The following is a 14,624-nucleotide window of genomic DNA, read 5'->3' on the forward strand; positions in this document are numbered from 1 at the left end:
ATTAATTATATTACTTTAATCTGATTTGTTTATAACCCTGGTGCAATCCACATGTTCTTTGTAAGATTTTGGTTGCAAAGCTCCAACTGTGCGGCATATACCTTGCGCCATGGTTCATAAAGCTTTTCATACAAGGAGTGGTTTGCCATATTCGGGTTGTAGGTTTTATCCCAGCGAACTAATTCACTAGCTGCTTTTGAAATATCAGGATAAATTCCTATACCGTAACCAGCTAGAATAGCAGCCCCTAAGCCAGTTGCTTCTTTTACTACAGGGACACGAACCATAAGGCCAAGAACATCGGATAAAATCTGGCACCACAGCGGGCTCTTTGAGGCACCACCTGCAAATACTATGCTTTCCGGCATATTACCTGTGGCTTCTCGTACTAGATCAAGATGACCCTTTGTAATCATTGCTGTATTCTCCAAAATCGCGCGGTAAAAGGTATAACGGTTGAATTTCTCAGAATTAAGTTCAAAATTCGTAAAAGTAGGGGAAGCATGCTTCCAAGAAATAAAATTCATTACGTCAGAGAATGCGCACATCATACCGTAACTTCCTACTGGAATTGAAGCAGCCTTATTATCCATTAGCTCATAAGGATCTTTGCCCGTAAGTTCACCTTCCTGCTTTTCAAGTTGGCAGAAACTGTCGCGGTACCATCGCATCACGAGACCGGGTTTAAAGGCAATTGCTTCATATTGCCAAACACCAGGGACGGCATGACAGTTCACACGGACACGACAACCTGGATCGGTTTTGCCATTATCGGTATTATATTCATACTGCCAAAAGCTTCCACCAAAGACAGCGGCTTCGTTAGGTTTTACAACACCTACCCCGATGCATCCAAGTTGTGAATCCCCGCCTCCGATAACAACGGGAGTACCGAACGCAAGACCGGTATCTTTAGCACCTTTTGCATTTACGTTGCCAATTACAGTTCCACATTCAGAAACGGTGGGAAAAATATCGTCTCTAATGCCACATTTGTTAGCAATAGACGAATCCCATGTACACTTTTGAAGATCAAATATACCAGTGGTTGAACCATTGCTAGGTTCAACGGCAAGCCTTCCAGTCATTTTATAAATTAGCCAATCATTAAACATGCCTATTGTTGCAATATTTTCATATATTTCAGGCATCTTATTCTTAACCCACAGTATTCGTGGTAGGGCACCTAGGGCAAAGGTTTGTCCAGATTCAAGATATATTTCTTTTTCAAGTTCCGGGTTTATGCGGATGAGTTCTTCAACTTCATCATTAGCGCGGGCATCAACATTTGCGCAAGCCCAGATTTCATTTCCATCCTTATCGTACATAACAATGCCTTCACGCATACAAGTAGTAGATAAGGCAGAAATCTCACTTGGATCTATTTTTGTTTCATGTATTACACCGAGGATACAACTACATGCCGATTCCCAGTTATGAGTCCAATCGAAATCCATGCTTCCAGGCCACCTTGGATCTTCATTATGTGTCCATTCCTGCTGCACACATCCAATTTGCTTTCCAAACAAATCAAATAAAAGGGCACGTACACTTCCTGTACCGGCATCAACGGCCATCAGATATTTATTCATTAATAAAACCTCCTTTAAAATATAGGATATTAACAAATTAAAGAACACTGAAAAATTAAAATAAACAATTTTGTAAAAATATTTACTAAGCTTAAGGAGTTAAATTTAAAAAATCTAGTCCTCTTTATTTTTTGAAAAATCTTCCTTATCATCTAATAGCTGCAAAGCTGTGGATTCATCTGTAATAAGAATATCAATATAACCACCTTTTAAGACAGCTTTGATTGCATCCACTTTATCATCACCCGCAGCAACTCCAATTACATTATTAAGACTGCTAAGAGTAGGAAGTGGGGTTCCAATCATGCGGCGTTCGATATCTGTCTCTACAAGGTTTCCGTCTTTATCAATGAAATGGCACAATATGTCACCGACTGCACCCTTCATTTTGAGGTAGAGAAAATCATTCTTGCTTAAAATTCCGCTTTTTACTATTGTGGCATTATCTGCAAGAGAACCAATACCTACTACAGACAGAGAAGAAAGCTTTACCATACGTAAAATTTCATTAACGGATGTTTCGTTCAAAATTGCATCTACTACTTCTTTAGAAGATACCAAAAGAGGTGACGGAATCAAATAAAGTTTAGCATTGAATATGGTGGACATATTATTTGGAAGATAAAAACTGACTCCACCGGTCATTGATACTACAGAAAGAGGATACTCTGTCATAGTTGCCAAATTATTTAGTATACGGCTTTGAGTATCACCATATCCCATATTAATGAAGGTATTACTGTCAAGGCGGTTACTGATGTACATAGCAGCAGCACGTGCAATATTCTCATTGACGGTAATGTCACTGGGGGGGGAAGGCACGATGAATGTATCTTTCAGGTTATAGGTATCAGCTAGTCTTTTTTCTAGTTGCATTGGGTTAACTGAGTCATCTCGTATCTTAAATTGAATAGTACCAGTTTTGCGCGATTTGTCTAATAACTTCACAACACGCATACGTGAGATGCCGAGAAGCTCCGAAATGTGTTGCTGGGTCATATTATCAAAATAGTAGTACCAGGTTATTTTAATCATAAGCGATTCTTCATAATCCATTTAGCTTACCTCAGTCTTTCTATAAATTAACGTTAGGATGATTGATACGATTATATTAAAAACAGTAAATTTTGTATTGATGTTTAATAGAAATAAAATCGTACTTGAATTATAATCATATGTTTTGTATTAAAACATATGATTTATATATTGATAGTATAACAATTTGATTATTCAATGTCAACATAGGAATTAATGGAATAAAAATTGTTTATTTTTAATACTATAATACTACATAATATTTAAATGTAAAGGTTTTTTCATTAATATACTAAGAATATTGAGCAATATATAAAATTAAATAAAATAAACTAAAAAAATTATTTCTAGGTAGTTGACAAAACATGTTAAATATTTTATTATAATAAAAACAGAACAAAAATCACTAGTACATATCAAATGAAACTGAATCTGATTATGGGGGCTAGATTATGGTGAAGAATGTTTTAGAAAAAATAACAATAGATCCCAAGCATACACTTCTTTCCGTCCGTGGTATTCATAAATCGTTTGCTAAGAACCAGGTGCTTAAAGGAATTGACCTGGATGTCAGTGCAGGTGAAGTATTAGCTCTTATTGGAGGTAACGGTGCGGGGAAGAGTACTTTAGTAAAAATTATAATGTGTATTTATAAGCAAGATGTCGGTGATATTTACGTTGGTGGTAAAAAAGTTACAATTTCCAAACCTGTAGACGCAATGGATTTAGGAATGTATCTTGTACCGCAGGAACCCATGCTTTTCCCAAATATGAGTGTAGAAGAGAATGTTGTAATTGGAATTAATGAAAATCCAGGTGAATTACACAGACGTCTTGCAAATTTACTGAAACAGCTTGGCTGGGACATGGATTTAGATAGGAAGGCTTTGACATTATCCATTGCAGAACAACAGTTAGTAGAATTACTACGTGGGCTACTACGGAATGCTAAGATATTGATTTTGGATGAACCAACTAGTGCATTGACATTTGATGAAGTAGAGTCTTTATTTAAAATTATAGAGGATCTTAAAAAGAAAAATATCGGTATCATCTATATTACACATCGTCTTGCTGAGGTATTTACGATTGGTACAAGCGTTGCGATAATGAGAGATGGTATTATAACACTTAATGGACAGATTAAAGACTTTACCCTTGAGATGCTTGTGCAAGGTCTACTTCCTACTGATATGAAGAAGGGGAAGAGCTTCAGGAGTAAAGCGCCGGATTATAAAAATCTGAAACCGATTTTTAGCTTGAAGAAATACTGTGGATATGGATTCAAGAATATTTCCTTTGATATATATCCAGGTGAAATCTTAGGACTGTCAGGTGTAGTAGGTGCTGGACGTACGGAGCTTGCAACCACAATTTTCGGTAAAGATGTGGTTCTTTCCGGGAATGCTTATCTTTCAGGAGAAGATATTACTGGAATGTCCACTGCCAATGTTATGGAAAAAGGTATAAATTATGTTCCGGAAGACAGACGACAGGATGGCATCTTTAAAATAGGAGATATCACGATGAATACCACATGTGGATGTCTAAAGCATCTTGGTAAATTCTTTATGAACTATAAGGTGGAAAAAAAGATTACTGATCAATGTATATCTGATTTTCGTATTAAAGTAACGGGACAAGATCAATTAATAGGCAGTCTTTCAGGCGGTAATCAGCAGAAGGTTGTAATTGCCAGAACACTTGCAACACATCCAAAACTGATTATAATGGATGAGCCTACACGTGGGATTGATGCTTCAGCCCGTGGTGATATATATGCTATTATAAATCATTTGAAGGAACAGGGATTTTCCTTTTTACTAATTTCGTCCGATATGGAAGAAATTATAGAACTATCAGACCGTGCAGTGACAATGTTTCAGGGACATATCAATCACACCTTTCAAAAGGCGGACATCAATCAGAATAATTTGATGAGTGCTGCGTTTGGTGTTTATCAGGTAAAAAAGGATGGTGAATAAAAGCATGGGCTTCATGAAAAGGTTGTCAAAGCGTAGAGAGTTCTCCTCCATTATTTTTTTACTTGCGTTGTATTCAATTGTTGGAATTGTAAATCCTAAATTTCTGGCAGCAGCTAATATTATGCTCTGCTTAAATGGCGCTACGGTTTTTACAATCTGTGCGGTTGGTATGGCATTTGTTATCTACACTGGAGAGATTGATGCATCTATTGGCGCCACTTTAGGGCTGTCAGCTGCAGTGGTTGCATCTATTATGAGGGATGGAGGATCATTGCCATTGGCGGTGGTGGCTGCTGTTTGCATTGGCCTCATTATCGGTTTTATAAATGGGGTAGGTGTAGGAATTCTTAAGGTTCCTTCCATTATAATGACAATCGGCATTAGTGGTATCGTACGAGGTATTTCTTATGTATATACCGGTGGTGCTTGGGTTGAAAACGTTCCTAGCAGTTTTAAGAAAATTTCCCAGAAGGGTATGGGAGGATTATCATGGCTATATATATGCTCAATCGTTATCATGATTCTAATTCACTTCTATTTAATGAAAACAAAGCGCGGTCGATATTTTCAAGCGGTTGGCGATAATGAGGAGGGGGCTGTTCATATAGGGCTTCCAGTATATAAAACTAAGATAATCAGCTTCATTTTATGTTCGGTGTGTGCAGCTATTGCTTCTATTATTTTTGTAAGCCGTATCGGGTTTGTTACACCTACATCTGGAAATGGTTATGAAATGAAAGCCATTGCTGCTTGCGTTATCGGAGGTATTAGTCTTTCTGGTGGTATCGGAAATATGATCGGTGCTACATTTGGTGCTTTAATAATGGCATCCATCAGTCGTATTCTCGTATTCATAGGGTTCTCTTCGAACTATGATAATACAATTACAGGAATACTACTAATTACAATCGTTGTTATAGATGCAGTGGTGCAGAAACGTAATACGGAAAAGGCAAGACGTGTACGTCTTGCAGCCAGAACGGAAACAATAGTAGAAAATAAAATGGAAGGGGGGAGCTAGAAATGAAACGAATGTTAAAAGGAAGCTGTTCAAAATTTAAGTTTCGTTGGGAATATTTCCTGTTTTTATTCCTTATTGCAGAAGTGGCTTTGTTTGGTAATTTGAACCCGAATTTTTTAAAACCTCGTGTTTTATTCGGCAGTGTAAATGACTTTATTTCAATTGGTGTCATAGCCATTTTTATGTGCTTTGTGTTTATTACAGGTGGCATTGACCTTCAAGCAGGTTCAATTGTAGGCTTAACATCAATCATAATTGGTGTACTTTGGAAGAGTGCTGGGATTGATATATATTTAGCTTGCCTGATAGCTACGATTATTGGCGCTTTATGTGGTGCATTAAGTGGATTTTTTATAGCATTTACTGGTGTGCAGCCCATGGTAGTTACTTTAGGAGGGTCATTTCTATTTTCAGGACTCGCTATTGCAGTATCAAATATGTCGAATACGGCCGCTTATCTTGGTATCAGCGGATTTCCTAAATACTTCACAGGCTTTACAAAGGCACGTTTTTTCGGAGTGGTGCCGGTACAGTTTTTTATCTTACTTGTGCTTGTTATTATCGCATATGTCATTCTCCATCGTACAAAATATGGGAGAAAAGTATTCCTTTGTGGGATTAACAGAAATGCAGCAGAATTTTCGGGTATCAACACAAGATTGGTTATTATGAGCACATATATTTTCTCAGGTATGGCAGCTTCCTTTGCAGGTATCATAATGACAAGTTACCTTGGCTCATCTAAATCTGATTTTGGAAGTGACTTGACTATGCCACTTATTACAGCTGTAGTACTTGGTGGTGCATCTACCTTAGGTGGAAAAGGAAGTGTAGTTGGTACTGCATTAGCAGCTATTGTAATTGGCATTCTAAGATTTGGTCTTTCAATGGTTGGTTTGTCAAATCAGTACCTAGATATCCCGGTTGGCATTATGTTGGTAGTTGTTGTTGCGGTAAGCACTGCATCTAAAAATCAAAAGATTTATGCATTTATGCATCGTCATTTAGCTTTTAAACACTAATTAAGTATAAACAAACATTTATGTTTTTAATAGTAATATTATGTGTGTATTCAGGCGGATGTATCTACGTCTGCATAAATAAATTAATAGAAATAGGGGGAATTAATATGAAAAAAGCTCTTGTATTGACTCTTAGTTTTGCTATGCTTCTTACGACCCTAGTTGGCTGCAGTTCATCAAAAACAACAACTGCTCCAGCAACTGATACTACTAAAGCTAGTGATATTACAATAACATTCATTCCAAAGCTCACTGGTAACGCATTCTTTGAATCTGCTAACAAAGGTGCGCAGAAGTATGCTAAGAAATGGGGTTTCAAGGTTGATTACGAAGGTGATGCTACTGCATCCGCAGCTGCACAAGTAGCTGTAATTAATAAGGCAGTTGAAAAAGGTACCAATGGTATTTGCTTATCATCTGTAGATGCTGCCGGCGTTAAAGATGCTCTAAAAGCTGCAGCGGCTGCCGGTGTTACTGTAACTACATGGGACTCAGATGTAGATTCAACCGTTCGTAAAATTATGGTTTCCCAAGGCACTCCGAAACAGTTAGGAGAGATGTTAGTTCAGATGAGTTACGATTCGTTAAAAGACCGTGGCAAAAATCCGGATGTAGATGCTATAAAATATTGTTGGCATTATTCAAATGCATCTGTTACTGATCAAAACTCTTGGCAGGTAGAAGGGGAAAAATACATTAAACAGAAATATCCTAAATGGGTAAATGTTGCACCAAGTAACTATTATTCTAATCAGGATGCTGAGCAAGCTATCTCTGTTGGAGAATCTATACTTGCGGCACATTCTGACATTGATTTAGTGATTTGCAATGACTCTACTTCACTTCCTGGTCAGGCACAGGCAGCACAGAACAAAGGACTTAAAGCTAAAGATGTTACTATAACTGGTTTTGCTTCACCTAACTCCATGAAACAGTATATAAAGGATGGTATTCTTACTCGTTGGGGACTTTGGGATTGTGGAGTTCAAGGTGGTATGGGTTGTTATATTGCAAACTACTTAGCTAGTGGAAATAAAGTAAAAGTTGGTGATAAGATTAATATACCTGATATCGGTACGGTTGAAGTTATGCCGAATAGTGTACTTGATCCAGCAGCAAGTGATGCTGATACATCTTCGGGAGTTGTATTACTACCTGAAAGAACTGTATTCACAAAGGATAACATGGATAATTTCGACTTTTAGTTTATTGTCTATGCATAATCACTTAAACAGATTTTGTAATTGATATTTATTATGAATCATACCTTTTGTGTTCCTTTCAGATACAGGGAGCACAAAGGGTTATAATGAAAATTGTGACATTAAAAAGAGTATTTAAAAATTTCTTAAAAAATAGAGTAGTATGATGGTTTAAATTTAGTAATATACATCGCATGGATTAAATTACATAACTTTAAGGAGGATGAGCATTATGGCTGATAAAGACGGTTTCAAAGTTGCAAAAGATTATCAAATTGAAGTTCCATTTGCAAATAACAGTAAAAGCTTCTATGTGAAGGGAGCAAATAACTTGGATTGGGGTATGAAGAAACATCTTGCTAACATTTTCGATGCAAAAAGTGGTAACACTGTAATGTTTGCATTTGATCACGGATATTTCATGGGTTCCGTAGCAGGACTAGAGAGAATGGATTTATTGATTCCTATACTTGCGCCTCATATTGATGTGATGATGTGCACTAGGGGCGCACTTCGTACATGTGTACCTCCAATTGGTAATAAAGCAGTTGTGCTACGTGTTTCATCGGGTTCATCCATGTTAAACGATGACTTGTCTCATGAAATAGTTGCTGTTAATATCGAAGATGCGATTCGCTGTAATGCAGATTGTATGGCTGTGCAAGCATTTATTGGTGCAGACGGTCAGTTGGAAAGTATACGTAACTTATCTAATGTGATTAATGAAGGTCTTCGTTACAGCATTCCTACCATGGGTGTTGTCGCAGTAGGCAAGGATATGGAACGTACTGACCGTTATTTCAAACTTGCTACACGTACTTTGGCTGAAATTGGTGTCAATATTGTTAAGACATATTATTGTGAAAATTTCGAAGAAGTTGTAGCGGCATGTCCAGTACCAATTGTTGTAGCAGGAGGACAAAAACTGCCTGAAGATGAGGCTCTTACAATGGCATACCGAGCAATTAGTGCAGGTGCTCATGGACTTGATATGGGACGTAACATATTCCAAAGTAAACAACCAGTGTCAATGGCAGAATCAATTCGTTTGATCGTCCACCACAAAGCAACTGATAAAGAGGCTTATGAGTTCTATCAGGACTCTATTCATAAATAAAACATGATATGAAAAATGAACTAGTAAAAATAGACCACAGGATGGAGTTAATCCATTGTGTGGTTTTTTAAAGAATAGGAGATATAATACATGAATATAGACTCAATTATTTTTGATTTAGATGGAACTCTATGGGATTCAACAGATGGAATGCTAAGGGCTTGGGATATGGTTATTGATAGTAATAAAAAGGTTAGAGATCATCTAACACTCGAGGTGGTACATAGTGTTATGGGAATGTAGATTCAGCAAATGGGTAATAGACTATTTCCATATTTAGAAAAATCTGAATGTATAGAATTCATGCTTGCGGTGAAGAAGCAAGGAAGTTACTCCTAAAAGAAGGCGGAATACTTTATTTACACCTAGAGGATGTTTTACAAACTCTATCACAGAATTATTCATTGTTTATAGTTAGTAACTGCCCAAAAGGCTATATAGAGGCCTTTCTACAATATCATAAGATTGGAAAGTATTTTAAAGATATTGAATGTTCAGGTAATACTGGTTTAGCAAAAGGAAAAAATATTAAAATTATTATAAAGAAACATAAACTTAATTCTACAATTTATATTGGAGATGCTCAAACTGACTGTGATGCCGCCAAGTTTGCAGATATACCATTTGTATTTGCTAGTTATGGATTTGGTAAAGTCGATAGTTATAATTATACCATTGAGAAAATAACGGATATATTTAAAATTTTAGACTAATTATTTCTAATAAGTTGCTTAACTCATTAACCAATTGCATTATTTTGTTTTGCTTATAAGTTTTAGTAATCCATTTTTTAACATCTGATGATGTTTATTTACAATAATGGACTGATTCTTGTGACCAGTTATCTCGATCTGTATAAAACAAGTTAACTTTTGCTCATGTGTTAAGGTTGCGGAACGCGACCACTCAAGTAAAATTATATGCCAAGATTAGGTATGCAATCTTTACAAGAAGGTTTTCCTGTCATAACACTACTAGTAGGATAAAGTCTTTTTGTTTTGCGTTGCTCCGCCAACAATTTAGCCAATACAACCCTGATAGCAGAAGATTCAACTGTTGCAAATTCAGGATTTGCAAGATTTATTGATTCTATAGGATCTTTTGTAAAATTATACATTTCAAATTCATCAGGCACACAGTCATTCTCTTGCAAAGTATCGTAGATTAGTAGCTATATTTAAGTCAGCTAAATAATTTCAAGCAAGGCGATGACATCCATTCATCGCCTAATTTATTGTGGAAATTTTGCTCTCTGCAGTACTTTATAAACCTATCATAAATGGATATACAATTAAGGCAAAACACAAAATCTCCAGTAAAATAGATTTTTCCTTTTAATCCTTTTTAGTTACCGTGAATTTTATCATTTTTTGTAGTTTTAAATCTAAATTTACACTATTTTTGTAAAAAACAAAAAAAACTACATATTTCTTAACAAAAAAAGGAATTATAGTAGAAATGTAGAATATTACAAATAATGAAGTTTAAATATTAGTAGGAATATTCGAATAATGAGTTATTCAATAAATACGCTAGTATAAATAAGAGAATTTACTTTTGGCTTATGGCAATAAAATATTTTAAAAATGATTAGACAAAGGTGGAGTAATGAATAGCTATATTTCTTTTATTTATTTTAATTTAAAACAATTAAATTTATAAAATAATATATATTTTGAAATTAAATAATTTCAAAGGGAGATATAATATGAGGACACTTATGGAAGAATATATACTTGAGTTATTTAAAAAGAAAGATAAAAACTTGACAGATGATGAAGTTTTCACAGAAATAGAAAAGAATAAAGAAGTTATAGAACCCAAAGAAGTTTATGAAGGAGTTATTTATGAGGGAATTTTACGTTGGATAAGCGGAATATTAGTATGCTTTTGGGTTTCGGGGCTTATATTTAGCCTGGGTGGCAGTATGGTCCATATTTTACTTGTACTAGCCATAATACTATTTCTGGTGGATATGATTCTAGGAAAAAAATTAACATAGAAAATATTATACTAAGAATAATTGCCTGGTTAATGTAATTTATTAAGGAAAAGACATCTAAATACTATCAGATTAAAGGAGGTGATATATATGGGATTTTTGCGTTGGATCGTAGGAATAATGATAATTTTCTGGGTGTTAGGGCTCGTACTTAATATTGGCGGCGGAATGATACACACATTACTTGTCATTGCTGTAATTATATTCATTTTTGATTTTGTTGGTGGAAGAAGAAGACACTAGAAAGTTTAGGAGATAGCAAAAAAATAAAAGGAGGTATTAGAAATGGAAAAAAGAGATTTGTATTTAGAAAAAATTAAGGCGCAGTTAGAACAATATAGTGCTAAAATATCGGAGATGCATGGTAAAGCTACTGAGATCAATGTTGACATGAAATTGGAATATCTTAAACAGGTGGAGATGCTTGAAGGTAAAAGGGATGGATTGAAGAAAAAATACGAACAACTTAGTAAAGCCAGTGAAAGCTCATGGAAAGATATGAAAGAAGGAACTGAGAATGCTTGGAATGAGCTTAAGGATTCTGTTGCTAAAGCAACAAATCATTTTAAATAATTCATATGTATAATATTAACAAATTTTACCGAGGTGCAGTTGCCTTAGTGGCCGCTTGCTACTATACTGTGCATTTCAATAAATTTAGCTACAGCATTTTTATAATTGAAATTTATAATTGCTGTAGCTAAATTTTTCAATTTCTTGTATGCATTTTTAACTGCGTCAACCTTCAAAATATTGCAATGGACAACTTATTGTTTGCTAAAAACTAAACGAAATTAGATGATATCCATGATGCATAATGATAACTTAAGAAGACAACAACTGTACAGGCATTATTAAACGTACTAAGCATCTGGGGCACTCTTCATGTGCTCCAAAATAAAGGGCTCTAGCAGCTTTGCTAGAACCCTTTTTAGGTGTATTAAACCCATCACTAACCCCAATAATCCCATTGTAACTAACCTCAGGTCAGAAAAACGATTGTACGCAAGGTAGAGAGCTTCTAAAAGAAATGGTGGAGAAATCAGAACACAAGATAGAAATTCTCATAGGAAGTGGCATAAATTCAAGAAATATTGATTCCTGAGAAGGTATATGCTATCGTTAATGGATAGAATGAATGGTAACTAGGGAGGATGATGGTGTGGGTAATATTAAGTATAAGTTTCGAATGATTAAGAAGCTTCTTGGAGCTGTAACATTATTATATTTTATTTGGAATATTTTTAGTGGTGGGATAGGGCAAAAAAACATTTTTATGATTTGGAATGTAATTTTAGCCTGGGTGCCACTCGAAATAGTATCATTATTATGTTATATTAATTCAAAGTATAAAAAAAATGGGTTGATTAAAATTATAACTATTTTTTTAGGCATACTGTGGCTATTATTTTATCCAAACTCCACCTATATAATTACAGATTTTATTCATCTCAGTTCTAATCAATATCATCTTATTAATCCTAATTATTCACCTTATACAAGAGAAGCTAGAATTATATTTAATGACAATGTAAATATTTGGTTAGATTTTGTGAATATTAGTATAGGTGTATGGATAGGGTATGTAGTTGGTTTTATTTCGCTATATATAATTCATCATTCATTGATAAAGAAATATAATAGTATGGTTTCTTGGATACTTGTTTTAATTGTTCATATACTAACTGGATTTGCTATTTTCATAGGTAGATTTAATAGATGGAATAGCTGGGATATAATTCTCCATCCTACAAATATAATAACCATATTACAAAGTATCGTAAATTTAAAGACCCTTAAATTTACACTTTTATTCGGAGTTCTTAGTTTGGTAGTGTATGTTATAAATTATCTTGTACTGGAAATTGGAAAACTAGCTGTTAGCAAGTCTTAAAATGCAAGTCAACAAGAGGGTACTATTATCAAATTTATTTGCTTTTATAGGAAATATTTTTTCAGAGGAACGTATTTTTAGGTTTGTTATGAGGGGATGAAAGGATGTCTATTAATCTAGCTTTATTAATATTATTATTTTTAATTATCTTATATATTACCATTATTGAAATATTTACAGTGATTTTGATGCTTACTGGAGTGTCTAATACTAGGGCTAAATTTCAAGTTATTTCACTGCTTACAAATTGTGGGTTCACAACTACAGAAAGTGAAATTATTGTTTGTTCTAGAAAAAGGAGGAAAAGTGCTATTACAATTATGCTTTTCGGTAATATTTTCAATGTGGCAATAGTTTCACTGTTGGTCAACACGGTTATTTCTTTTTCAAGAAATAAAGATTTTGATGTAGTTCACTCTATTTTATATCTTTTAATTTTTTTGGCTTTTATTACAATAATGAAAAAGATACCATTTTTTAGAGTAAGCTTTGATAATGTCGTAAAGCGTATAGCAACAAAGCTAATTTTTAGTAAGAAGGCGAATCCTATGCTGATTTTTGATAATTTTCATGGATTTGTAATTGTGGAGATAAAGATTGTTGAGGTCCCTGAAAAGCTTAATAATATGACTTTATTGGAGACAAGAATTAGTAATGACTATGGAATAAGAGTTCTAAATATTAAAAGGGAAGATCTGTTAATGGGGGATATTTCAAAGGATGAAGTTATTATGAAAAATGATAGAGTAATGGTATATGGCCATTTAGCTAATATAATTGATGTATTTGAACAAAAGCCCTCCCATTATAGTAGAGCAAACTAGATGTACTAAGAATTCATGGAATATCTATGCATATAATAAAGGGGCGCAAACAACTTGATTAAAATAAATAAAAATACATATCTCAAGTGGATTATCGTATTCATTGCTACATGTGGAGTAGGGGTATTCATTCTATTTCCATTTATGAATATGAGTTCCTTATCATATAGTATTATACTAAACTTTTTACTGATGATTTGGATGTCTATAGGGGAAACATTATTGATACCAGCATTTAAATCACCTTATTTTAATAGTCATCCTATTGAAGAAGAAGGAAAAATATACAAGTACCTCGGAGTACATTATTTTAGAAAATTACTAGTACTTAGTGGTTGGGAGAAAAGCAGAAAAAAGGAAACTCCTATTAGAAGATCATTGACTTTATTAAAATATTATGAGTATAGAACAAGGGCTTCTGAATTTGGACATGGAATTATCGCTATTATAATTGCGTTAGTCACTATATATGTAGGTATAACATATTCTTTTAAGGAAACAATCTGGTTAATTTTTCTGAATATATTTTTCAACTTATACCCAATTATGGCACAACGTTATAACCGTCCACGGGTATGTCGGGTGATTAAAAAACTTAAATTAAAACAATCTAAGTTTACGTATACAAATTGGTAACTAAATTAGCAAGAATAAACAAAATATATCCTAAGATTAAAAACAGACTGAGCAGAAATAGACGAGAGTAGAAATGCGGTATGGGGTTTACACTTATAAAATGTCGTTTCACTTTCAAAGATTTAGCATGCTAATTAACTTTATAATTAGCATGCTATTTTTATTGATAATAAGCCAAGCGCTATTATTGTATGTAACAATATTCTTATATTGTCTACATTAGTACATAATTGAAACGTATCAAAATTAAAAATAATGTAAAATCATACATATTGCTTGGGAAATAAAGAAATA

The 14,624-nt window shown here is 34.2% G+C and carries 16 protein-coding genes and 1 pseudogene; 14 read left to right on the forward strand and 3 right to left on the reverse strand.

All coding sequences use genetic code 11. The annotated features are described in order from the left end of the window. Nucleotides 1-29: 29 nt before the first annotated feature. Together lsrK and KPL51_RS02160 are read right to left on the reverse strand one after the other, a co-directional pair. Nucleotides 30-1,592 (reverse strand): autoinducer-2 kinase, encoded by a 1,563-nt coding sequence (gene lsrK, locus KPL51_RS02155; protein ID WP_216156642.1) that lies wholly within the window; start codon nucleotides 1,590-1,592, stop codon nucleotides 30-32. Between the two features lie 114 nt (nucleotides 1,593-1,706). Next, entirely contained in the window at nucleotides 1,707-2,648 is a 942-nt protein-coding gene (locus KPL51_RS02160; protein WP_216156645.1) for a sugar-binding transcriptional regulator, read from the reverse strand. Nucleotides 2,649-3,079: 431 nt separating this feature from the next. Between KPL51_RS02160 and KPL51_RS02165 the strand changes: the two genes are divergently transcribed. The 7 genes from KPL51_RS02165 (at nucleotide 3,080) to KPL51_RS02195 (ending at nucleotide 9,687) form a co-directional block, all read left to right on the forward strand. Continuing rightward, the gene (locus KPL51_RS02165; protein WP_216156648.1) at nucleotides 3,080-4,612 is read left to right on the forward strand and encodes a sugar ABC transporter ATP-binding protein; all 1,533 of its coding nucleotides are present in this window, start codon (nucleotides 3,080-3,082) and stop codon (nucleotides 4,610-4,612) included. Nucleotides 4,613-4,616: 4 nt separating this feature from the next. Next, nucleotides 4,617-5,633 carry an ABC transporter permease gene (locus tag KPL51_RS02170; RefSeq protein ID WP_216156651.1) on the forward strand — a complete coding sequence of 339 codons (1,017 nt, stop codon included), beginning with the start codon at nucleotides 4,617-4,619 and terminating at the stop codon, nucleotides 5,631-5,633. A 101-nt stretch (nucleotides 5,634-5,734) separates the two neighbouring features. Then, complete coding sequence (locus KPL51_RS02175) at nucleotides 5,735-6,655, forward strand: ABC transporter permease (RefSeq protein WP_244997962.1); 921 nt, start codon at nucleotides 5,735-5,737, stop codon at nucleotides 6,653-6,655. A gap of 107 nt (nucleotides 6,656-6,762) precedes the next feature. Continuing rightward, the gene (locus KPL51_RS02180) at nucleotides 6,763-7,860 is read left to right on the forward strand and encodes a substrate-binding domain-containing protein (protein WP_216156658.1); all 1,098 of its coding nucleotides are present in this window, start codon (nucleotides 6,763-6,765) and stop codon (nucleotides 7,858-7,860) included. Between the two features lie 229 nt (nucleotides 7,861-8,089). Beyond that, nucleotides 8,090-8,974 (forward strand): 3-hydroxy-5-phosphonooxypentane-2,4-dione thiolase, encoded by an 885-nt coding sequence (lsrF, locus tag KPL51_RS02185; RefSeq protein ID WP_216156660.1) that lies wholly within the window; start codon nucleotides 8,090-8,092, stop codon nucleotides 8,972-8,974. Nucleotides 8,975-9,064: 90 nt separating this feature from the next. Further along, on the forward strand, nucleotides 9,065-9,217 hold the full coding sequence (locus tag KPL51_RS02190; protein ID WP_216156664.1) for an HAD family hydrolase: 153 nt from the start codon (nucleotides 9,065-9,067) through the stop codon (nucleotides 9,215-9,217). A 47-nt stretch (nucleotides 9,218-9,264) separates the two neighbouring features. Next, the gene (locus KPL51_RS02195) at nucleotides 9,265-9,687 is read left to right on the forward strand and encodes an HAD family hydrolase (RefSeq protein ID WP_216156667.1); all 423 of its coding nucleotides are present in this window, start codon (nucleotides 9,265-9,267) and stop codon (nucleotides 9,685-9,687) included. Nucleotides 9,688-9,890: 203 nt separating this feature from the next. Here KPL51_RS02195 and KPL51_RS02200 read toward each other — a convergent pair whose 3' ends face one another. After that, nucleotides 9,891-10,109, reverse strand: coding sequence for a hypothetical protein (locus KPL51_RS02200; RefSeq protein WP_216156670.1), 219 nt, complete (start codon nucleotides 10,107-10,109; stop codon nucleotides 9,891-9,893). A 573-nt stretch (nucleotides 10,110-10,682) separates the two neighbouring features. On the opposite strand from KPL51_RS02200, the gene KPL51_RS02205 reads away from it, so the two are divergent. The 7 genes and pseudogenes from KPL51_RS02205 to KPL51_RS02235 all read left to right on the forward strand — a co-directional run bounded on the left by KPL51_RS02205 (nucleotide 10,683) and on the right by KPL51_RS02235 (nucleotide 14,330). After that, entirely contained in the window at nucleotides 10,683-10,976 is a 294-nt protein-coding gene (locus KPL51_RS02205) for a lmo0937 family membrane protein (RefSeq protein ID WP_224853583.1), read from the forward strand. 90 nt (nucleotides 10,977-11,066) lie between these two features. Continuing rightward, the gene (locus KPL51_RS02210; protein WP_216156672.1) at nucleotides 11,067-11,219 is read left to right on the forward strand and encodes a lmo0937 family membrane protein; all 153 of its coding nucleotides are present in this window, start codon (nucleotides 11,067-11,069) and stop codon (nucleotides 11,217-11,219) included. Nucleotides 11,220-11,261: 42 nt separating this feature from the next. Continuing rightward, nucleotides 11,262-11,549: a sll1863 family stress response protein gene (locus KPL51_RS02215; RefSeq protein WP_216156675.1), complete on the forward strand. Its 288-nt coding sequence runs from the start codon at nucleotides 11,262-11,264 to the stop codon at nucleotides 11,547-11,549. 415 nt (nucleotides 11,550-11,964) lie between these two features. Further along, a pseudogene (locus KPL51_RS23285) lies at nucleotides 11,965-12,081 on the forward strand (copper homeostasis protein CutC); the annotation flags it as partial. A gap of 57 nt (nucleotides 12,082-12,138) precedes the next feature. Next, on the forward strand, nucleotides 12,139-12,870 hold the full coding sequence (locus tag KPL51_RS02225; RefSeq protein ID WP_216156678.1) for a DUF1361 domain-containing protein: 732 nt from the start codon (nucleotides 12,139-12,141) through the stop codon (nucleotides 12,868-12,870). Nucleotides 12,871-12,974: 104 nt separating this feature from the next. Beyond that, nucleotides 12,975-13,694, forward strand: a complete 720-nt coding sequence (locus KPL51_RS02230) for a TrkA C-terminal domain-containing protein (RefSeq protein WP_216156682.1) — start codon at nucleotides 12,975-12,977, stop codon at nucleotides 13,692-13,694. A gap of 222 nt (nucleotides 13,695-13,916) precedes the next feature. Next, nucleotides 13,917-14,330 carry a glycosyl-4,4'-diaponeurosporenoate acyltransferase CrtO family protein gene (locus KPL51_RS02235; protein WP_216156684.1) on the forward strand — a complete coding sequence of 138 codons (414 nt, stop codon included), beginning with the start codon at nucleotides 13,917-13,919 and terminating at the stop codon, nucleotides 14,328-14,330. The last annotated feature ends 294 nt before the right edge of the window (nucleotides 14,331-14,624 follow it).

This window comes from Clostridium bowmanii (assembly GCF_018861315.1).
Taxonomy (GTDB): Bacteria; Bacillota; Clostridia; order Clostridiales; family Clostridiaceae; genus Clostridium_AD; species Clostridium_AD bowmanii.